Below are 18,894 nucleotides of genomic sequence, written 5' to 3' on the forward strand. Positions count from 1 at the left end.
GGTGGGTTGCCGCCGAATTAGGGTAGAAAAATGACGAGGCGACTTGAGGTTCTGCCGGCCGGCGACGCTGCTGAGGTTTCGATCGCTGTGCGCGCCGCGCTGAGCGGAACAGGGCCCGCCATTCTGCCGCGAGAACCTGCGGTCGCGCCCCACTCGCGGCACGCTTCGGGCGCCCCGGGGCCCGCCGAACTACCCGACGAGGTGCCGAAGAACGTCGCGCTCGTGATCGAGACCTCGGGCAGTTCGGGCGTTCCGAAGCGCGTGGCGTTGAGCGCCGACGCTCTGCTGGCCAGCGCGGGAGCCACCGAGTCTGAGCTCGGCGGCCCTGGGCAGTGGGTGCTCGCACTGCCGACGCACTACATCGCCGGAACCCAGGTGCTGATCCGTTCGATCGTCGCCGCCACGAAGCCGGTGGTGCTGCCGCCCGGCCACTTCAGCGCGCGGGCCTTCGCCGCTTGCGTCGATGAGTTGCAGGCAGGGCTGAAGTTCTCGTCGATCGTGCCGGCTCAGCTCGCGCGGCTGGTTGATGCGGGTGAGAGCGACACGGGCATCCGCGAGTCGCTGCGGGCACTGGATGCTCTGCTCATCGGTGGCCAAGCAGTACCCGCAGCGTTGTTCACCCGCGCGACTGATCTCGGCCTGAACGTGAAGCGAACGTACGGGTCGAGCGAGACGAGCGGCGGATGCGTCTACGACGGCCACCCCATTGGGCAGGCGTCGGCGCGAACCACCGGAGGGGAACTCGAACTCGCGGGCCCGATGCTCGCCGAGGGGTACCTCGGTGACGACGAGCTGACGGCTCGAAAGTTCTACAGCGATGCGGGCCGGCGGTGGTATCGCACCGCTGACAGCGGTGAGGTCACGAGTGGGCCGGCAGGCGTGCAGGTGGCGGTCTCGGGCCGGCTCGACAACGTGATCATCTCGGGTGGAATCAAGGTGGCGCTCGACCGAGTCGAACGCATTGTTCAGGCGCATGAGGGTTTTCACACGGCAATCGTGGTTCCGGTGCCGAGCGAGCAGTGGGGGCAGACCTCAGTGGTGGTGACCAGTGAGCCGTTCGGTGATGGCGACCTCGCCGTGCTGCAGTCGGCGGTGACTGAAGCTGTCGGTCGGCCGGCGGCACCCTCGCGAATCGTTCGGCTGGAACCGCTGCCGACGCTCGCCTCGGGCAAGCCCGACCGTCTCGCGGTGGCGCGCACGCTCGCGAAGCCGTAGCAGGCGCGCGACTGACAGGCAGTGCGAACGAAGCCACCCCCGCCGCGCGGCATCGACGCGAAGCAGGCCATGCGCTTAGCGGCCGCGCGGCCCGCGCCGAAGTGTGCTCGGTAGTATCTTCTGGTGGCTCAAACGAAGCGTAAGAAATCCGGGCATCCGGCGGGCAAAAGGCAGCACTCGGCCCCGAACAAGCTGACGAAACCGACCCCGGCGATGTGGATCGCGGGCGCGCGCATCCGCACCCTGCCTCTGGCCATTGCCCCCGTGGCGCTCGGCGTAGGGGCGGCGACGCTCATCACGGGTGACGGTGTGATCGGCGGTCTCGCGCGGCTGGGCACCATCGACTGGGGTCTTGCGCTGCTGTGCTTGGCAGTGGCCCTGTTCTTGCAGATCGGCGTGAACTACTCCAACGACTACTCAGACGGGGTGCGCGGAACCGACGAATTCCGTGTGGGGCCGCCGCGACTGACCGGGTCGGGCGTTGCGAATCCGAGGCGGGTTCTCGTGGTTGCGCTGGTGTTCTTCGGGCTCGCCGCTGCAGCCGGAATCACCATCGTTGTGCTCACGCAGTACTGGTGGCTGCTGATTCCTGGCGCTGTGGCCATTGCGGCCGCCTACTTCTACACCGGAGGCAAGCGACCCTACGGCTACTACGGCCTGGGCGAAGTTTTCGTGTTCATCTTCTTCGGCCTAGTGGCGACCGTCGGAACGACGTACATCCTCTCAGGAACCTACAACGACTGGAGCGTGCTCGCGGGCGCTGCCGCGGGGTTCATCGCGTGCGCGGTGCTGATGGTCAACAACATCCGCGACATCGATCAAGACAAGATCGCCCGCAAACGCACCCTCGCGGTGCTGGTCGATCACCGCGCCGCCCGCATCATCTTCGTGGTCTTCTTGGTGATCGCGTACCTGATACTCGGGTTCTTCTCGCTGGTGTTTCCGCTGGCCCCGCTGGTGTTCTTCACGCTGTTGCTGTCGCTGCCGGCGATGCTCATCGTGCTCACCGGCAAGACCGCGAAAGAGTTCATTCTGGCGTTGCAACTCACCAGTCTGACGGGGCTGCTGTTCGGCCTAGGCCTCGCTGCTGCGCTGACGTTCTGACGCGGTAGCGGCGGCAGTGCCGGCCGCCGTGTCTGCGCCTGTGCTGGCGGCCGTGCCTGTGGCGGTGCTCGTGCCCTTACCCGTGCCCGCTTCGTCGACCACTGTGTCTTCGAGGTCTTCGTCAGACCCGGCCTTCTCAGGTGCGCGTGGTGCGACTTTGCCGTTGCCGTGGCGTGCCTCGTAGAGCCCGTTGGCGAGTTCTTCGCGCGGCTTCTTCAGAAAAATGTACGAGGCGCAGAGCGAAATCACGGCAGCCACGGCGGCGGCGATCCACGGCGTCATCTGGGTGATCAGCAGGATCGCCAGCACCACGGCGAAGATGCCGAGGCGAATCAGCGTGTAGACCACCCATGTACGTCCTGTTTTCACAGATACAGCTTACAAGCGCGGTTCTGACCGCTCCCTGCGAGAGCGCCGAGCACATCTTCATGCGCAGCGAACTCCCCATTTTCAAGGCGTAAGGTTTGACTATGGCTCGTCTCCTGGTTGGTCTCGTCGCACTTGCGGTGGCTTTCTACGTGTACGCGCTCGTCGACTGCATATTGTTTGCCCGAGTGCGCGTTCGTGGTCTGCCGAAGATCGCGTGGGTGTTCATCGTTCTTCTCTTTCCCGTCGTCGGCGGGGTGCTGTGGTTCTTGATCGGTCGCGGGCGCAAAGCCTCGAAGCGTCAGGTGCAGTACCGCACCGTAGGGCCTGACGACGACCCCGAGTTTCTGGGGGCGCTCAGGGCCGATCCGGTTTCTGACGCGCAGCTTCGCGAGCTCGAGCAGCAGTTCGCCGAGAAAGACGACCCCGACACGAGAACCGACAACGGCAGATCTGACCGGTGACCGCGGCTTCGAGCCCTGCGGCAGACTTCGCGCTCGCCATCCTGCGCGAATTCGTCGCCCTCGGCGTGACTGACGCGGTTCTGACTCCTGGCTCTCGCTCGCAGGCCCTCGCCCTCGTTCTGGCCGAATTCGACCGGGCACGGATGCTCGACCTCCAGGTTCGCCTCGACGAACGCACCGCGGGGTTCACCGCCCTCGGTGTGGCTGCCGAAACGAGAAGACCCGCCATTGTCGTGACCACCTCCGGCACCGCGGTAGCGAATCTCCTGCCCGCGGTACTCGAGGCGAGCCACTCGAACGTTCCGATGCTGCTCGTGACATCAGACCGGCCGGCCGAGCTACGCGGCACGGGAAGCAACCAGACCACCTGGCAGCCCGACATCTTCGGCCGCTTCGTTCGCGCCTCATTCGACGTGGATGCTCCAACCGGCGCCGAAGGTGAAGCCGAAGTCGCCCGCGACATTGCCGAACGATCCTGGGCGGCCGCGGTCGGTGGCGGCTCGTCAGTCACTGCCGCCTCTGCTCCTGGCCCGGTGCACGTGAATCTGCAGTTTCGCGAACCGCTCTCGGGCGTTGTTGCCGATCTGACTGCTCTCGAAGCTCCAACCCACGAACCCACGAACGCCCGCGCAGTCGAGCGTGACCTCGTATCGCTCCAGCTCACGCGCGAAGCACGCACCGTGGTGATCGCGGGCGACGGTGCGGGCGCTGCGGCCGAAGAGCTCGCCCATCAGGGTGGCTGGCCGCTCATCGCTGAGCCGTCGAGCGGCGCGCGCTACGGCCGCAATCTCGTGATCGCCTACCGCGAGTTGCTGGCCGACCCCGAATTCGGGGGTCGGGTCACGCGAGCAGTCGTGTTCGGGCATCCATCTCTCTCGCGCGAAGTGCCGCAACTACTGCTTCGCGCCGACGTCGAGGTGACCGTGGTGGGCCAGCGCGCCGACGACCTCGCCGTGTTCAACCCCGGTCACCGGGTGGCGACCTTCGCAGACGAGGTGACGGTAGCGCCCCTGTCGCCCGACGACGGCGTCGAGCCATCGCTCGTCGCCGAAGCCGAACACGGCCCCGAACGCGTGGGCGAGCTCGAACGAGAACGAGACAGAGAACGAGAACGAAACCGCACCTGGCTTCGCGACTGGGTGCTCACCAGCCGCGCCATCGTTGAGGCGCAGCACGACGACATCGCTCCGCCGAACATCGAAGCGGCGCGTTCAGTAGACATCGCCGAACGCCGCGACTACCGCGTCGCCGAGCTGGCAGCGTTACGTGCTCCGGTCACCCGGCGGATGCTCGTGCTCGCCGCCTGGCGGGTGACCTGGCCGCACGATCGCCTCATCATCGGTGCATCACGCCTCATTCGTGATCTCGACCGTTCAGCACCGGGCAAGAAGATTTCGGTGCATTCCAATCGGGGGCTCGCCGGCATCGACGGTACCATCGCCACCGCCGCGGGAATCGCCCTGGCAAGTCAGCGCCCCGCCGCCTCGCTGCTCGTCGCAGAAAACCCCGGCGGTTCGCTGCACAGCGTGGAAAGCCTCACGGCCCGCCCGGCTGGCGAAGCTGCCGATGCCGCCCGCCCTGCTGGCGTAGCTGCCGGCCGGCCGGCGCGCGCGGCCGACAGAGATCTCGCGGCACAGACCGGCGTCACCCGGGTGCTGCTCGGCGACCTCACCCTGCTGCACGACGTCGGCAGTCTGCTGTTCGGCGTGGGCGAGCGTCGCCCGAGGATTCAGCTCATCGTGGGTAACGACGGGGGCGGCACAATCTTCGACACCCTCGAAGTCGCCGCCACAGCCCATCGCGATGCCTTCGACCGCGTCATGATGACCCCGCAGAACGTCGACCTGGCAGCCCTCGCGGCTGCCTACGGCTGGGCGTACTCGAAGGCGGCGACCCGGAGCGAGCTCGACAGTGCTCTGACGGCTCCCGTCACCGGTCCGAGCATTCTCGAAGTGCCTCTCGCTCGGTGAGCCGCTGGCCAGTAGCCTGAACTGATCTGACGAAGGGTGAGTCATGAAGGCTGCGAAGAACTGGAACGAAGACCCGGCTCCACTGCTGCGGGCTGGTGCCGGTTACGAACTGCACGGCAGCGACGCCAGTGCCACTCCGGGATTCGCGGGCACGAAGACCGCCGGCGAGGCCGCTCTGGCCGCGAACGCTACCGAGGTGGGCAATCTGCAGGAGAAGCTTTTCGCCAACAGCCTGTACGACGACTCCCGCTCGATTCTGCTGGTGCTTCAGGGCATGGATTCGGCCGGCAAGGGCGGCATCGTGAAGCACGTGGTGGGTTCTGTCGACCCGCAGGGCGTCATGCACGCCAGCTTCAAGAAGCCCACGCCCGAAGAACTCAAGCACGACTTTCTCTGGCGCATCCGAAAACATGTTCCCACTCCGGGCCAGATCGGGGTGTTCGACCGTTCGCACTACGAAGACGTTCTGGCGGGCAAGGTGCTGAACCTCGCCCCCGCAGACGTGATCGAGGAGCGCTACCGTCAGATCAACGAATTCGAGTCAGAGCTCATGGCGCACGGCACAACGGTGGTGAAAGTGATGCTGAATATCAGCGCCGATGAGCAGAAGGGCCGGCTGGCCGAACGCCTTGACCGGCCCGACAAGTACTGGAAGTTCAACCCCGACGACATCGACTCACGCGAGCTGTGGAATCAGTATCAAGACGCCTATCAGGCCGTCTTCGACAAGACCTCGACCACCACGGCGCCCTGGTACGTCATTCCGGCCAACCGCAAATGGTACGCCCGGCTCGCCGTGCAGCGTCTGATGATGGATGCCCTGCGAAACCTCAACCAAGACTGGCCTGCGGCCACCTTCGACGTCGAAGAGCAACGCGCCCGCCTCGACCTCACCTAAGCCCCTGCGATCACGAAACTCCTCAAAAACCCGCAGTTGAGGGGAGTTTCTGTGAACGCCGGGCGTCAGCCGAAGGCCTCGACGATGGGGCGGAATTTCATGCGCGTCTCGAGGTACTCGCGCTCGGGGTTCGACTCCGAGACGATGCCCGCGCCGGCATACGCCGTGATGGTGCCTTCGGCATCGACTTGGGCGCAGCGGAGGGCGACCGCCCACTCGCCGTCACCGTCGGCGCCGACCCAGCCCACCGGGCCCGCGTAGCGACCACGGTCGAAGGGTTCGAGTTCGTCGATGAGCCGCAGGGCATCCTGAGTCGGCGTGCCGGCCACAGCCGCTGTGGGGTGCAGCGACGCGATGAGATCGAGCGAGGTGGATCCGTCGCTGAGGGTGCCCTCGATGTCACTTGCAAGGTGCCAGAGGTTCGGCAGCTTCAAGGTGAAGGGCAACTCGCTCGCAATGAGCGTGCGTGAGTGCGGCGCGAGCGCGTTCATCACGCTTGCCACCGCGAACCGGTGCTCGTCTTGATCTTTCGGGCTGGTGGCGAGGGCGACGGCCTGGTCGTGGTCGGCTTCGGCGTCGCGGCCGCGCGAAATGGTTCCGGCCAGCACGCGCGCGCTCACGGTGCCGTGGTAGACCCGCACGAGCGTTTCGGGGCTCGAACCGACAAGCCCGTCGACCGCGAACGTGAAGCAGTCGGGGTAACCGAGCGCGAGGTCGAGCAGCACGCGCCGCAGGTCGGAGTCTTTCGGCAGATGCCCCACGAGGTCACGCGCGAGCACGACCTTCTCGAGTTCGCCCGCGTTGATGTGCCCCACGGCGGCCTCGACGGCTTCGCGGTACGAGTCGGGTTTCGCCTCGCCCGGAAGCAGCGAGATGCGGTATTCGGGCCCGAATGAGGTCGCGGGGGGCACCGGATGCCCGCCCGAGCGCACCTCGCCCCGAGCCGTCGGCCCGGCGGCAGTGGGCGACGCGGGTGCGCTCTCGCCTTCGGCCAGCACCCGCACCCGCGTCACCCAGAAGACGCCGTCGCGTTTGCCGATGACGACCTCGGGAACGATCAACACACTGCTGTGAGCGGATTTCGCGGAGAACGCGAAGGTTCCGAACGCAATGAGGCCTGTGCCGGGCGAATCGAGTGGATCGTGAACGGTTGCGGCCGCTGCAACCTCGCGCCAGGCCTCGCACGCGGCGGTGAAGCGATCGGCGCCTGAGAACTCGAGGCGCAGGGCCGTGCCGAGGCCGGCCATGCCCTGGCCTTTGCGAATCCAGAGCAGCGGGGACTGAGCGTTCAGCAGCGGAATCAGCAGCCGAATGTCACCGACCGCCTGAGTTTCTACGTACAGCCGGGGGGTCGCGCGTGCAGTTTCGGTCACGAATCAAGGCTACGCGCCGCCGGGCGCCTTACTGTGCAGAGCGTCGCGCGACGGCCGACCGCGCAGCAGGCTCGCGGCCGGCGTTCAGCTGCGGCGCAGGATGCGGTCGCTTGGCGGTCGACCCGAATGAACCGCTTCTACTGCGACAGCCCCAGCACCCGTTCGAGATACGTGTTGCGAAACTGCCGGTCGGGGTCGTACACGTCGGCGAGGGCGGCGAAGTCGGGCATCCGCTCGTATAACGGCGCAATGCTCTCGGCCGTCTGAGTGAACACCTTGCCCCAGTGCGGCCGGGCTCCGAACGGTGCGAGCGCGGCCTCGAGCTCGGGAAGCAGAGAGTGCACGGCGGCGGGCGAATTCTTCCAGGTGAAATGGATGGCGAGCGAATCTCTGTCGTATGCCATGCTCAGCCACAATTCGTCGGCCGCGACGGTGCGCAGCTCGGTAACGTGCAGCAGCGGCGCGATCTGGTCGCTCATCGATCGCACGACGCTGAGCGCTGCTGCGGCATGCGCGCGATCGACGAAGAACTCGCTCTGCAATTCGTCACCGTTGCTCGGCGTCTCTTCGAACCTGAAATGCGGCAGTCGCTCAGACCACGGCCCGGGCACGCCGCCCTGCACCGTGGTGTTGTCGCGACTCGCATCGGCCGGCGACATGACCTTCGATGCGGCAGCCCGGGCGCCGAACAGGGTCGCCGGCAGCACTCGAGGTTCTGCGCCGCCCAGCCTGGTCTTCAGCCAGAGTTGAGCGAGCGAGTCGCCCTGCCAATCGGTGAACAGGCTCACGCTGTATGCCGCGCCGGTGATCTCGTCGAATGACTCGAGCAGGGCATGCCACGGCACATCGACGTAGACGTCTTGCTGCATCTGAAAACTCGGCTGAATGTCGAGAGTCAGGCGCGTGATGACGCCCAGCGCACCGAGCGAAACCACCATGCCTGAGAACGCCGGCGTTGCCCGAGTAACCGTGGCGAGTTCACCGCGCCCGGTCACGAACTCGAGGCCGCTGACGGCGGTGGCGAGGTTGCCGTTGCGGTTGCCTGAGCCGTGGGTCGCTGTCGAGATAGCGCCCGCCACCGAGATGTGCGGCAGCGAGCCCATGTTGTGCAGCGCCCAGCCCTGCTGCTGCAGCGCCGCGGCGAGGGTGCCATAGCGGGTGCCGGCCGCGAGGGTGACGGTACGGGCATCCTCATCGATCGAGATGTCGGGCGGCAGGTCGACCAGGCTGATCAGGTCAGCGGATGCATCGGCCAGATCATTGAACGAATGACGAGTGCCGAGGGCGCGCACGTGAGGCGAGCCGGCCACAAGGGCTTGAACCTCGCCCACGTCGCGCGGCGAATGCACTCGCGCGGCCCCGAACTCATAATTGCCCGCCCAGTTCACTCCGGCACTCGACGTCATACCGGCCTGCTTTCTCGCACTCGTACCTTCACGCCTCCATCCTCGCGCACCTGCGCTCAAGCCTCGCCCGGCCACCTCGCCGGTTGCGCTGCTCCGCACCCCTCGTGGCCGCGCAGCAGCCGCGCACCTGCGCTCATGCTGAGCCTTTGCCGAGAGCCGCAGATGCGCCCCGTAAACTGAAGGCGTGTCTAAGGCCGACCTCAGCAAGCAACCCGCGCAGGTTTCTGCGATGTTCGACGACGTGTCGACCCACTACGACCGCACCAACAACGTGCTCTCGGTCGGTAACGCGCTGCTCTGGCGGGTGGCCACCACGAACGCAGTGGGCCCGAAGCCCGGCGAACGCATTCTCGACCTCGCCGCCGGCACAGGCACCTCGAGCGCCTCCCTCGCGAAGACCGGCGCCCACGTGGTGGCCGCCGACTTCTCGCCCGGAATGATCGAGGTGGGCAAACGCCAGCAGGCCGGCAACCAGAACGTCGAATTCGTGGTGGCCGACGGCATGAACCTGCCGTTCGAGAACGACGAATTCGACGCCGTGACCATTTCGTTCGGCCTCCGCAACATCGTCGAGCCGAAAGTCGCGCTCGCCGAACTCTTTCGTGTCACCAAGCCGGGCGGCCGCATCGTGATCTGCGAGTTCAGCACCCCGCCCATCGCGCCCATTCGCATCGGCTACTCGGCCTACTTGCAACGCGTGATGCCGGCGCTCGCCAAGCTCGCCAGCTCGAACCCCGCCGCTTACCTCTACCTCGCCGACTCGATCAAAGACTGGCCGAACCAGAGCACCCTCTCGAAGTGGCTGCGCGAAACCGGGTTCGCAAACGTCGGCTACCGCAACCTGACTGCCGGCATCGTGGCCCTCCACCGGGGCACAAAGCCGCATCCGGCGACGGTTTCGGCAACCGCAAGCCCCCCGCCCGAGTCTTTCGACGCCGACGTGACTCAGTAGGCTTGACTCCGTGAACCCGACCAATCGGTCCCTGAACCTTTCCGGGGGCGCCAGCCTGTCGAAGGGCGCACGCCGCAGCCAGACCCCGTCATCGCCGTTTTCGCTCACCGAGCGTCTTTTCGCGTCAGCGGATGACCGTAAAGCCTCGAAGGCCATCGACAACGGCATCGTGCGCCTCGAAGAGCGCCTCGTCTCAGAAACCGCTTTTCACGACGGCATGGCCGAGGTGTCTGCGCGCTACCTGCTCGACGCGGGCGGAAAGCGAATTCGCCCCATCCTCGCCTTTCTCACCGCCCAGCTCGGCGACGGCGTTACAGATGACGTGGTGACGGCCGCGACCTCTATCGAACTGATTCACTTGGCCTCGCTCTACCACGATGACGTGATGGACGAAGCAGAGCAGCGCCGCGGCGTACCCACAGCGCACACCGTATGGAGCAACTCCATCGCCATTCTCACCGGCGACCTGCTCTTCGCCAGGGCCAGCAAACTGCTCTCCATTCTCGGCGAACGGGCCATCCGCCTGCAGGCCGATACCTTCGAGCGGCTCTGCCTCGGGCAGTTGCACGAAACCGTCGGCCCGCGGCCCGGCGAAGACGAGATCGAACACTACCTGCGCGTGCTCGCCGACAAAACGGGGTCGCTCATCGCAGCATCCGCTCAGCTCGGCGTGCTGGTATCGAACGCGCCCGAGGCCTACCAGCAAGCCGTCTTCGACTTCGGCGAAAAGGTGGGCATCGCGTTTCAGCTCATCGACGACGTCATCGACCTCGCGCCGCCCAGCGACAAGACGGGCAAAACCGCCGGAACCGACATTCGTGCCGGCGTCGTGACTCTGCCGCTGTTGTACCTGCGACGGGATGCCCCCACCGACCCCCAGGCCGCTGAACTGCTTCGTCGGCTCGACCCCGACACCATCGCGGCCACCCCCGCGGCAGAGGTCGACGCTCTGATCGCAGAGCTTCGCGCGCATCCGGTGACTCTCGAGACCACTGCCGAGGCGCACCGGTGGGCGGCAGACGCCGTGTCGGCGCTCGACCCGCTGCCCGAGGGCACCGTCAAAAAGGCTCTCATGCGGTTCGCCGAGACCATGGTCGAGCGCTCGGCCTGAGCCGCGCGCGGCTCGCACTTGACCACTCGCGCTGCGACGGAGATCGCCCGCGAACAGACAACGTAAGGAATCACCCTCATGACCAAGCTCCGCCTGGCCATCGTCGGCGCAGGGCCGGCCGGTATTTACGCCGCCGACCTGCTCATCAAAGCCGAGCGGCACTTCGACGTGTCGATCGACCTCTTCGACCACCTGCCTGCGCCTTACGGGCTGGTTCGGTATGGGGTCGCCCCCGATCATCCGCGCATCAAGGGCATCATCGGCGCGCTGCGTGAGGTGCTCGACCGCGGCGACATCAGGTTCTTCGGCAACGTGCGGTACGGCGTCGATCTGACTCTTTCTGACCTGAAAAAGCACTACAACGCGGTCATCTTCGCCACCGGCGCCATTCGCGATGCGACGCTCGACATTGCGGGCATCGACCTCGATGGATCGTACGGCGCCGCCGATTTCGTGAGCTGGTTCGACGGGCACCCCGATGTGCCGCGCACCTGGCCGCTGACGGCCTCGTCGGTTGCGGTGCTTGGTAACGGCAACGTGGCGCTCGACGTGGCTCGCATTCTGGCGAAGCACCCCGACGATCTGCTGCCCACCGAGATTCCGGCGAACGTCTACGAGGGGCTGCAAGAATCGCCCGTGACCGACGTGCACGTCTTCGGGCGCCGCGGCCCCGCGCAGGTGAAGTTCACGCCGCTCGAGCTGCGCGAGCTCGGCGAGGTGCCCGACGTCGACATCGTGGTGGCCGATGAAGACTTCGACCTCGACCCCGCGTCAGAGGCGGCGATAGCGTCGAACAAGCAGGTCATGGTGATCAACCGGGTCATGAACCAATGGCGTACGCGCCCGGCCGGCACCGCGTCGAGGCGGCTTCATCTGCACTTCTACGCCAAGCCCCTTGAGGTACTCGGTGCCGATGGTGCGGTCACGGGCATCCGGTACGAACGAACCCGGCCCGATGGCGCCGGGGGAGTCGAAGGCACCGGCGAGATTCGCGAGCTGCCGATTCAGGCGCTCTACCGCGCGGTGGGGTACTTCGGTTCGCCGCTGCCCGACGTGCCGTTCGACGAGCGGCGTGGGGTGATTCCGAACCGTGAAGGGCGGGTTCTGGATGATCATGACGAAGTGGTTCCTGGCGTGTACGCCACGGGGTGGATCAAGCGCGGCCCCGTGGGGCTCATCGGGCACACCAAGTCTGACGCCATGGAGACCCTCTCGCACCTCGTGCGTGACCAGGCCTCGTGGTGGACGCCGGCCGACCCCGCGGAAGAGTCGATCGTGACCCTGCTCGACTCGCGTGGGGTGGTTTTCACCACCGTCGACGGCTGGCACCACCTCGACCAGTACGAGCTCGGCCTCGGCGCCGCGGCCGGGCGCACCCGCATTAAGGTGGTCGCCCGCGACGAGATGGTCGCCGTCTCGAACCAGACCCCCGAGGCGTAGCCGCCGCACACCCAACGTCGCGCAAAATGGGCGGCGATTTCGCACCAGCACCGGCCTCTACGCCGAGCTCTAGCGAAATCGCCGCCCTTTTTCGCGTTCACTCTTGACACGGGCATCCCAACGTGGTTGGTTAACTACTGTAGTAACTAACCAAGCAACCGAGAGTGAGCCACGATGATCGAAGACGGCCGACCCATCTTCGTTCAGATCGCCGAGCAGATCGAGAACGACATCATCGACGGCAGCCTGCCCGAAGAGGGCCAGGTTCCATCGACGAACGAGTTCGCCGCCTTTCACCGCATCAACCCGGCCACCGCCGGCAGGGGCGTGAACGTGCTCGTCGAGAACGGCACTCTCTACAAGAAGAGGGGCATCGGCATGTTCGTTTCACCCGGCGCGCGTGAGCGCCTGCTTGCCGCCCGGCGCGACATGTTCGAAAAACAGTACCTGCGCCCGCTCATCGCCGAGGCAGCGAAGCTCGGCATCACCAGAGACCAGATCGCAAAGCTTCTTCAGAAAGACGAGGTGTGAATCATGAGTGTCGTCGAAATCGCGAACCTCACCAAACGCTACGGCAGCGTTCTCGCCGTGAACGACGTGACTCTCTCGCTCGAACAAGACATCATCCACGGCCTGCTCGGTCGCAATGGCGCCGGTAAGACCACCCTCATGCAGCTGCTCACCGGGCAAGACTTCGCGAGTTCGGGCTCGATCAGCGTGTTCGGTGCCCCGCCGGTTGAGAATGCACGGGTGCTGCAGAACATCTGCTTCATCAAAGAGAGCCAGAAGTACCCCGAAGACTTTCGCGCCAAGCACGTCTTCACGAACGCTCCGCTGTTCTTCGAGAACTGGGATTCCGCATTCGCGGAGCAGCTCGTCGCCGAGTTTCGACTGCCGCTGAACCGCCGTATCAAGAAGCTCTCGCGCGGGCAGCTCTCGTCGCTCGGCGTCATCGTGGGGCTGGCGTCACGCGCCCCCCTCACGTTCTTCGACGAGCCGTACCTCGGGCTCGATGCGGTAGCGCGTCAGCTGTTCTACGACCGGTTGCTCGAAGATTTCGCCGAGCATCCACGCACCGTCATCTTGTCGACGCACCTCATCGATGAAGTGCAGAACCTCTTGCAGCACGTCATCGTCATCGACGAGGGTCGCATCTTGGTCGATTCGGATGCCGAAGAGTTGCGCGGGTCGGCAACCACCGTGGCGGGCACGGCTCGCGCAGTCGACGCCTTCACCCTGGGGCGTACCGTACTCAGTCGGCAAGGCCTCGGCGCACTCGCCCAGGCCACGCTCTCCCGACTGAGCGATGAAGACCGGGCTGCGGCAGCGGCGGCCGGTCTCGACATCACCCCTGTTTCGCTGCAACAACTTGTGGTCTCGCTGAGCGAAACGGCTCAGGCCGCCTCGGCGCACTCCGGTACCTCGGCGCAGCTCGGTACCTCGACGACCTCGACGCAGAGAGAGAAGTAGACCGATGACAACCCTCGCCGCAGATCAGCCGGCCACCGCACGTGTCGCCTCCAGCGCCCCTCGTGCAATCAACGTGCTGCGACTGCACCTCACCAATAAGTGGACCACCCTCGGCACCCCGTTACTCATTCTGACGTTCATCTTCGCGGTGAACTACGTGATCTGGCTGCTGATCTACACGTCGACGCCCGAAGCCGCGCGAACGGCGGCCGGGGGCAACCAATACGTCGAGGGTACTCAGTACAGCGGGTCGACCTTCTACATCTTCATCTACATGCTCGTCATCGCCATCCAAGTGGTCTTGCGAACCTTTCCGTTCGCGCTCGGCTTCAGCATCACCCGGCGCGACTTCTACCTCGGAACCGCCCTCCTCTTCGGAGTGCTCGCAGCCATCTACTCGGTGATCTTGACGATCATGAGCTATATCGAAGAAGCCACGACCGGCTGGGGCCTTGGCGGGCACATGTTCTCGACGGTGTGGTTCGGCACTGGCAGCCTCGGCCAGCGCCTGTCATCGGAGTTCTTCGCCTTTTTATTCTTCTTCTTCGTGGGGGCGGCGATCTCAACGGTATACCTGCGGTGGCGCGCCACCGGGATGATCGTGCTCTGGGGTTCGATCGTTCTGATCGGCGTCGCGGCGGCGGCACTCATCACCTTCGCGAACGGCTGGCCTGCCGTCGGCACCTGGTTTCTCAACGCGGGCGTGTACGGAGTGGTGCTGTGGTCGCTCGTGATCACCGTCATCTCGGCGTTCTTCGGCTTCCGTATCCTGCGCCGCGCTACCCCGGTCAATTGACCGAGAGCCGATAGACTACCGATTCTGCATCGCCGCAGATACGTCGCCACGGCCCGTATTCACCCAGTCGCATCGCCACAGAGTCGAGGTTCATTCGTGCACAGTCAGGTTCCTCAGTTCGAGCCGTTCAGCCCCGACCTCGTGCACCGCATGCAGACGACGATCGACTGCCACGACGCCGACGACCTTCCCAAGGTAGACCGCGCGGGCGAGGTCTATGACCACGAAGGCACGCCCGTTCAGATCATGCACAACGGAGTGCTCGTGGAGGCAGACGGGTATGCCGGCCCATGGATGACCGAGATCATCCGAGTGCTGAACGGGCATCATGAACCGCAGGAGGAGCTCGCATTCGCTCGCATCATGCAGCGATTGCACGACACCGGCGGCGCTCAGGCCATGATCGAGTTCGGCAGCTTCTGGAGCTACTACAGCATCTGGTTCTGCACGGAGTTCGCCGACGGTCGCGTATTGGCGATCGAACCCGACCCGGTGAATCTCGACCTCGGTCGCCGCAACGCTGAACTGAACGGAGTGGCTGACCGCATCACGTTCATCCAGGCGGCCATCGGCGATGACCCGGGCGCGACGATTCGAATCCGCACTGAGAGCGACAATCTCGAGCGCGACATCGTCACGGCAGATCTGGCGTCGCTGATGGCGGATGCTGCACTCGACCACGTGGATGTGGTGCTGTGCGATGTCCAGGGCGCCGAAACGATCGCGCTGGCGCGCGCCCGCGGAGACTTCGCAGCGGGGCGGGTTCGCTTTCTCATCGTCTCGACTCACCACTATCGCATCTCGGGTGATGCGCTGACGCATCAGAATGCCTTGGCGCTCTTGATCGAATCGGGTGCGCACATCATCGCTGAACACTCGGTGGGGGAGTCGGCGAGCGGCGATGGCCTGATCGTCGTCTCGTTCGACCCGAGAGACAGCGATTTCGTCGTGCCCGTGTCTCACGTGCGAGCACGCGACTCTCTGTTCGGCGAACTCGAGTTCGATCTTGCAGCAGCGCAGGCGGCCGGGGCTGTTGCGGAGCAATCGGCTGACGTGCTGAGGCACGACGCCGATGCGCTTCGGCACCAGCTCGCCGAGGCTGAGGCTCAGCGAGACGCGCTTCGCTCAGAGGCGGCCGAGCAGCAGGCAGCGCTTCAGCGCGAGATCGACGCCATCACGCACACGAAGACGTGGCGCTTGGCGAGCATTCCGCGCAAGGTGTACGGCCGCATCGTGCGCTAGCTCGCGAGTCGAGCCGCGCTCCTCGGCGCGTCCGCGCTTTTCGACGCAATGCGCACCGCTTTGGAACATGTGCACCCCGTCGAGTGGGTGCAGTTGTTCCAAAGGGGTGCGGAAGCGGGTGGCGGCGGGCCAGCGCTCAGCGGAAATTGACGAACTGCACGGCCACGTCGAGATCAGTTGACTTCAGCAGGGCCATGGTGGCTTGCAGGTCATCCCGAGACTTGGAAGACACCCGAAGCTCGTCGCCCTGAATCTGCGATTTGACCGTCTTCGGCGCTTCGTCACGAATGATCTTCGAGATCTTCTTTGCCGCATCTTGCTCGATGCCGTTCTTGAAGCTCGCTTCGATGCGGTACTCCTTGCCGCTGGCGAACGGTTCGCCGGCATCGAGGCTGCGCAGACTGATACTGCGCTTGATGAGCTTCGCCTCGAACACCTCGAGAATGGCCTTGGCGCGCTCTTCGGAGTTCGCCTTGATCAGCACTTTCTCGCCGCTGTAGTCGATCGACGCGCCCACGTTCTTGAAGTCGTAGCGCTGCTCGACCTCTTTCTGCGCCTGGTGCAGGGCGTTATCGGCCTCCATCTTGTCGACCTTGCTCACGATGTCAAAACTTGAATCTGCCATAGCCCGATTCTACTCAGGGCGGTGTGAATGCCCCGCTTGCCCCGAGATCGCCCCTAGAAGAGGGGATGCTCGGCGAGCCCCCATCGACCATAGAGTTCGTTCGGGGGAATCACCGGCGCGGTTGCGCCACGCGCGTTCGGCGCATCCTCCGCGACGCCCGCACCAGCCGACCGATTGTGATTCGATGACGACTCCCGCCATTCCCGCAGCGTGGTACCCCGACCCCGAGAACCCGGCGCAGTTGCGCTGGTGGAACGGCACGAGCTGGACGCAGCAGTTCGCGCCCGCCGCGGCGCCCGCGCCGGCCGCCCGGCCTGCGCCTGCGCGCGCCGCTAACCCTGCGCCTGCGCCGGCCGCCGTGCCTGCGCCCGCGCTGGCCGTGCCCGTGCCCGCCACCGTGGCTGCGGCTGCGCCCGCCGTGGCTGCGCCCGTGCTCGCCGCGTCGCCTGTCGGGGCGAGTCGAGCGGCCTGGCGCCCCACCGTCGCGACGTACGTGGTGGGCGCAATCGCCGTGATCGTGGCGTTGATCGCCCTCGTGTCGAGCGGGTTCGGTGCCTTTTTGCTCACGGCCGGTCTATTCGTCGGCGCGGCGGGAATCTACACCGTCGTCACCAGACGCCCGAGCTGGCTGAACCTCGCCCGCAGCCGGGGTGCCGGCGGTCTCACCGTTGGTCTCGGAGCGATTTTGCTCATCGTCGGAGCCATTGCCTCTCCGCATTCCGGTAACGCCGCCCCCGCGCCCGACGTCGCCGCGGCCCAGGTGTCTTCGCACACCCCCACGCCCTCAGCGACTCCGAAGCCCAGCCCCACGCCAACTCCCACGGCCAAACCTGTTCCCGAGGTCGGCTACCTGGGGCAGGCGGCGGCGGATGCCCTAAAATCTCTCACCACGGCAGGTTTCGTCGTGACCGTGGCGGCGGCCGACGGTTCGGCCCACGCCGACTGGACGGGCTGGACGGTTGCCGCCCAGAAGCCCGCACCGGGAACCCTCATCGCGCCCGGCTCGGCGGTCGCCCTCGTGCTGAACCCGCCGGCACCAGCCCCGGCGACCTCGGCCCCAGCGGCCCCCGCGGCCCCGGCACCGGCGCCCGCGGTGCCAGCCCCGGCGGCACCCGCTCCCGCCGCCCCGGCCGCTCCCGCCGTGCCTGCACCCGCGGCCCCGGCACCCGCCCCCGCCTCTGCCGACGTCGACCCCGGCGGCTACTGCTCCGACTCCGATGTCGGCGTCACCGTCACGAACTCCAACGGCCGCAGCTACACCTGTGGCGGCAGCGGCCCCGACTCCAAGGGTCGCTACCACTGGAACAAATAACGCCTTTCCGTTCACAACGCGCCCGCACGTTTCACCTAGTCGACCTCTCAGACACCCTCGGGCGTCTTCGGAGTTCTCGTCTGTAGGGTGGCGCAGGTGAACGCCTCAGCCAATCGTCGCCTCTCAGCGAAAGCCGCACCACGCGGCGCGCCACAGGGTCAACGGTCTGGCGCGACCCGGGCGGCACAGAGCGGCACCAGGCAGGCCGCGAAGAGTTCACGCTCGAAAAGGGCCCTTACGGGCATCCGTCGCCGCGGGGTTGTTATCGCGCTGTCGGTCACGGGTGTCATCGCTGCCATGCTCGTGACCGGCGTGATCGTTGCGGCGCCGCTCGGCGATGCCATCGGTCAGGCGGTGAATGGCGCCTTGAGCGTGGGTGCCAAGAACGAGGTTCCGGATGCCCCGCAGAGCATCGTCGTTCCGCCGCAGTCTGCCGCGGTGAGCCAGGCGGGCGACACCGCCGGAGCGCTGCCCGGGCTTCCGGGGCTGGCCGACGTGGCGTGGGCGACTCGCATCTCGACCGAGACCAACATTTCGGTGCGCGCCATTCAGGCCTACGCTGGCGTCGCCATCGCGAAGCAAACAGAGAACCCGGGCTGCCATCTGGGCTGGAACACTCTTGCTGCAATCGGCTCAGTCGAGTCGGGCAACGGCACCCACGGCGGCAGCACGGTGGGCGTTGACGGGGCCGTCACCCCACCCATCTATGGCCCAGCGCTCGACGGCAACGGGTTCAACACCGTGCCTGACAGTGATGCCGGAGCGATCGACGCCGACGCTACGGGCGACCGTGCCGTGGGGCCGATGCAGATGATTCCGCAGGCGTGGCGAAACTGGGGTACCGACGCCAACGCCGACGGAAAAGTAGACCCGCAGAACATCGACGACGCGACTCTCGCCACCGCGAACTACCTCTGCCATGCCGGCGGAGACCTCTCGACCGATGCTGGGTGGAAGAAGGCCGTCGCGGCATACAACGACGCCGGCTCTTACGCGCTCAAGGTTTCGCAGGCGGCCAACCGTTTCGCCGCGGCTACTGCAACCTGATCGCGCCGGCGTCTGATTGGTCGCGTCTGGTCGCGAAAAAGTACCCCGACCACCCCGTTCTCGATTTCGCAGCAGCGGCTTGGGCAAGTATTGTTGTCAAGCG

At 66.0% G+C, this 18,894-nt stretch carries 18 protein-coding genes; 14 read left to right on the plus strand and 4 right to left on the minus strand.

Features of this window, described 5'->3' with window-relative positions; genetic code table 11:
* The first annotated feature begins 30 nt into the window (after positions 1-30).
* Positions 31-1,215: an AMP-binding protein gene (locus tag IEX24_RS00610; protein ID WP_188672107.1), complete on the plus strand. Its 1,185-nt coding sequence runs from the start codon at positions 31-33 to the stop codon at positions 1,213-1,215.
* 123 nt (positions 1,216-1,338) lie between these two features.
* Positions 1,339-2,319 carry a 1,4-dihydroxy-2-naphthoate polyprenyltransferase gene (locus IEX24_RS00615; protein WP_307821403.1) on the plus strand — a complete coding sequence of 327 codons (981 nt, stop codon included), beginning with the start codon at positions 1,339-1,341 and terminating at the stop codon, positions 2,317-2,319.
* On the opposite strand, the gene IEX24_RS00620 is transcribed toward IEX24_RS00615, so the two are convergent.
* Positions 2,290-2,688, minus strand: coding sequence for a DUF4229 domain-containing protein (locus tag IEX24_RS00620; protein WP_188672110.1), 399 nt, complete (start codon positions 2,686-2,688; stop codon positions 2,290-2,292). The two genes, IEX24_RS00615 and IEX24_RS00620, sit on opposite strands and share 30 nt — an antisense overlap.
* Positions 2,689-2,789: 101 nt before the next feature.
* On the opposite strand from IEX24_RS00620, the gene IEX24_RS00625 reads away from it, so the two are divergent.
* From IEX24_RS00625 to IEX24_RS00635, 3 genes are read left to right on the plus strand one after another with little or no spacing between them, the layout of a single operon-like run.
* The gene (locus IEX24_RS00625; protein WP_188672111.1) at positions 2,790-3,149 is read left to right on the plus strand and encodes a PLD nuclease N-terminal domain-containing protein; all 360 of its coding nucleotides are present in this window, start codon (positions 2,790-2,792) and stop codon (positions 3,147-3,149) included.
* Positions 3,146-5,119 (plus strand): 2-succinyl-5-enolpyruvyl-6-hydroxy-3-cyclohexene-1-carboxylic-acid synthase, encoded by a 1,974-nt coding sequence (menD, locus tag IEX24_RS00630; RefSeq protein WP_188672115.1) that lies wholly within the window; start codon positions 3,146-3,148, stop codon positions 5,117-5,119. Before IEX24_RS00625 ends, menD begins: the two co-directional genes overlap by 4 nt.
* A 43-nt stretch (positions 5,120-5,162) precedes the next feature.
* Positions 5,163-6,017 carry a PPK2 family polyphosphate kinase gene (locus IEX24_RS00635; RefSeq protein WP_188672118.1) on the plus strand — a complete coding sequence of 285 codons (855 nt, stop codon included), beginning with the start codon at positions 5,163-5,165 and terminating at the stop codon, positions 6,015-6,017.
* A 65-nt stretch (positions 6,018-6,082) separates the two neighbouring features.
* Here the strand turns inward: IEX24_RS00635 and IEX24_RS00640 are convergent, their stop codons facing one another.
* A complete protein-coding gene (locus IEX24_RS00640) occupies positions 6,083-7,390 on the minus strand; it encodes an isochorismate synthase (protein WP_229715027.1) in 1,308 nt (435 codons plus the stop codon).
* A 137-nt stretch (positions 7,391-7,527) separates the two neighbouring features.
* Positions 7,528-8,796, minus strand: a complete 1,269-nt coding sequence (locus IEX24_RS00645; protein WP_188672121.1) for a D-arabinono-1,4-lactone oxidase — start codon at positions 8,794-8,796, stop codon at positions 7,528-7,530.
* Positions 8,797-8,980: 184 nt separating this feature from the next.
* Between IEX24_RS00645 and IEX24_RS00650 the strand changes: the two genes are divergently transcribed.
* The 7 genes from IEX24_RS00650 to IEX24_RS00680 all read left to right on the plus strand — a co-directional run bounded on the left by IEX24_RS00650 (position 8,981) and on the right by IEX24_RS00680 (position 15,807).
* Entirely contained in the window at positions 8,981-9,748 is a 768-nt protein-coding gene (locus IEX24_RS00650; protein ID WP_188672124.1) for a class I SAM-dependent methyltransferase, read from the plus strand.
* 55 nt (positions 9,749-9,803) lie between these two features.
* Complete coding sequence (locus tag IEX24_RS00655; RefSeq protein ID WP_188674139.1) at positions 9,804-10,859, plus strand: polyprenyl synthetase family protein; 1,056 nt, start codon at positions 9,804-9,806, stop codon at positions 10,857-10,859.
* Between the two features lie 78 nt (positions 10,860-10,937).
* Complete coding sequence (locus IEX24_RS00660; protein ID WP_188672127.1) at positions 10,938-12,299, plus strand: FAD-dependent oxidoreductase; 1,362 nt, start codon at positions 10,938-10,940, stop codon at positions 12,297-12,299.
* Positions 12,300-12,473: 174 nt separating this feature from the next.
* Positions 12,474-12,830, plus strand: a complete 357-nt coding sequence (locus IEX24_RS00665) for a GntR family transcriptional regulator (RefSeq protein WP_188672130.1) — start codon at positions 12,474-12,476, stop codon at positions 12,828-12,830.
* A gap of 3 nt (positions 12,831-12,833) precedes the next feature.
* Entirely contained in the window at positions 12,834-13,769 is a 936-nt protein-coding gene (locus IEX24_RS00670; RefSeq protein ID WP_188672133.1) for an ABC transporter ATP-binding protein, read from the plus strand.
* Positions 13,770-13,773: 4 nt separating this feature from the next.
* Positions 13,774-14,565, plus strand: a complete 792-nt coding sequence (locus IEX24_RS00675; protein WP_229715028.1) for an ABC transporter permease — start codon at positions 13,774-13,776, stop codon at positions 14,563-14,565.
* Positions 14,566-14,661: 96 nt separating this feature from the next.
* Positions 14,662-15,807: an FkbM family methyltransferase gene (locus IEX24_RS00680; RefSeq protein WP_203585964.1), complete on the plus strand. Its 1,146-nt coding sequence runs from the start codon at positions 14,662-14,664 to the stop codon at positions 15,805-15,807.
* A 136-nt stretch (positions 15,808-15,943) separates the two neighbouring features.
* Here IEX24_RS00680 and IEX24_RS00685 read toward each other — a convergent pair whose 3' ends face one another.
* The gene (locus IEX24_RS00685; RefSeq protein WP_188672136.1) at positions 15,944-16,432 is read right to left on the minus strand and encodes a YajQ family cyclic di-GMP-binding protein; all 489 of its coding nucleotides are present in this window, start codon (positions 16,430-16,432) and stop codon (positions 15,944-15,946) included.
* Between the two features lie 184 nt (positions 16,433-16,616).
* Here IEX24_RS00685 and IEX24_RS00690 point away from each other — a divergent pair, with 184 nt between their 5' ends.
* Positions 16,617-17,744, plus strand: a complete 1,128-nt coding sequence (locus IEX24_RS00690; RefSeq protein WP_188672139.1) for a DUF2510 domain-containing protein — start codon at positions 16,617-16,619, stop codon at positions 17,742-17,744.
* 96 nt (positions 17,745-17,840) lie between these two features.
* Positions 17,841-18,791, plus strand: coding sequence for a lytic transglycosylase domain-containing protein (locus IEX24_RS00695; protein ID WP_188672142.1), 951 nt, complete (start codon positions 17,841-17,843; stop codon positions 18,789-18,791).
* Positions 18,792-18,894 lie beyond the last annotated feature (103 nt).

This window comes from Subtercola lobariae, assembly GCF_014640255.1.
GTDB lineage: Bacteria > Actinomycetota > Actinomycetes > Actinomycetales > Microbacteriaceae > Subtercola > Subtercola lobariae.

Excerpts from the sequence above, each read along its gene's own strand:
- IEX24_RS00610 (WP_188672107.1), top strand. The coding sequence starts at position 31 with ATGACGAGGCGACTTGAGGTTCTGCCGGCCGGCGACGCTGCTGAGGTT.
- IEX24_RS00625 (WP_188672111.1), top strand. The coding sequence starts at position 2,790 with ATGGCTCGTCTCCTGGTTGGTCTCGTCGCACTTGCGGTGGCTTTCTAC.
- IEX24_RS00635 (WP_188672118.1), top strand. The coding sequence starts at position 5,163 with ATGAAGGCTGCGAAGAACTGGAACGAAGACCCGGCTCCACTGCTGCGG.
- IEX24_RS00645 (WP_188672121.1), bottom strand. The coding sequence starts at position 8,796 with ATGACGTCGAGTGCCGGAGTGAACTGGGCGGGCAATTATGAGTTCGGG.
- IEX24_RS00660 (WP_188672127.1), top strand. The coding sequence starts at position 10,938 with ATGACCAAGCTCCGCCTGGCCATCGTCGGCGCAGGGCCGGCCGGTATT.
- IEX24_RS00665 (WP_188672130.1), top strand. The coding sequence starts at position 12,474 with ATGATCGAAGACGGCCGACCCATCTTCGTTCAGATCGCCGAGCAGATC.
- IEX24_RS00670 (WP_188672133.1), top strand. The coding sequence starts at position 12,834 with ATGAGTGTCGTCGAAATCGCGAACCTCACCAAACGCTACGGCAGCGTT.
- IEX24_RS00675 (WP_229715028.1), top strand. The coding sequence starts at position 13,774 with ATGACAACCCTCGCCGCAGATCAGCCGGCCACCGCACGTGTCGCCTCC.
- IEX24_RS00685 (WP_188672136.1), bottom strand. The coding sequence starts at position 16,432 with ATGGCAGATTCAAGTTTTGACATCGTGAGCAAGGTCGACAAGATGGAG.
- IEX24_RS00690 (WP_188672139.1), top strand. The coding sequence starts at position 16,617 with ATGACGACTCCCGCCATTCCCGCAGCGTGGTACCCCGACCCCGAGAAC.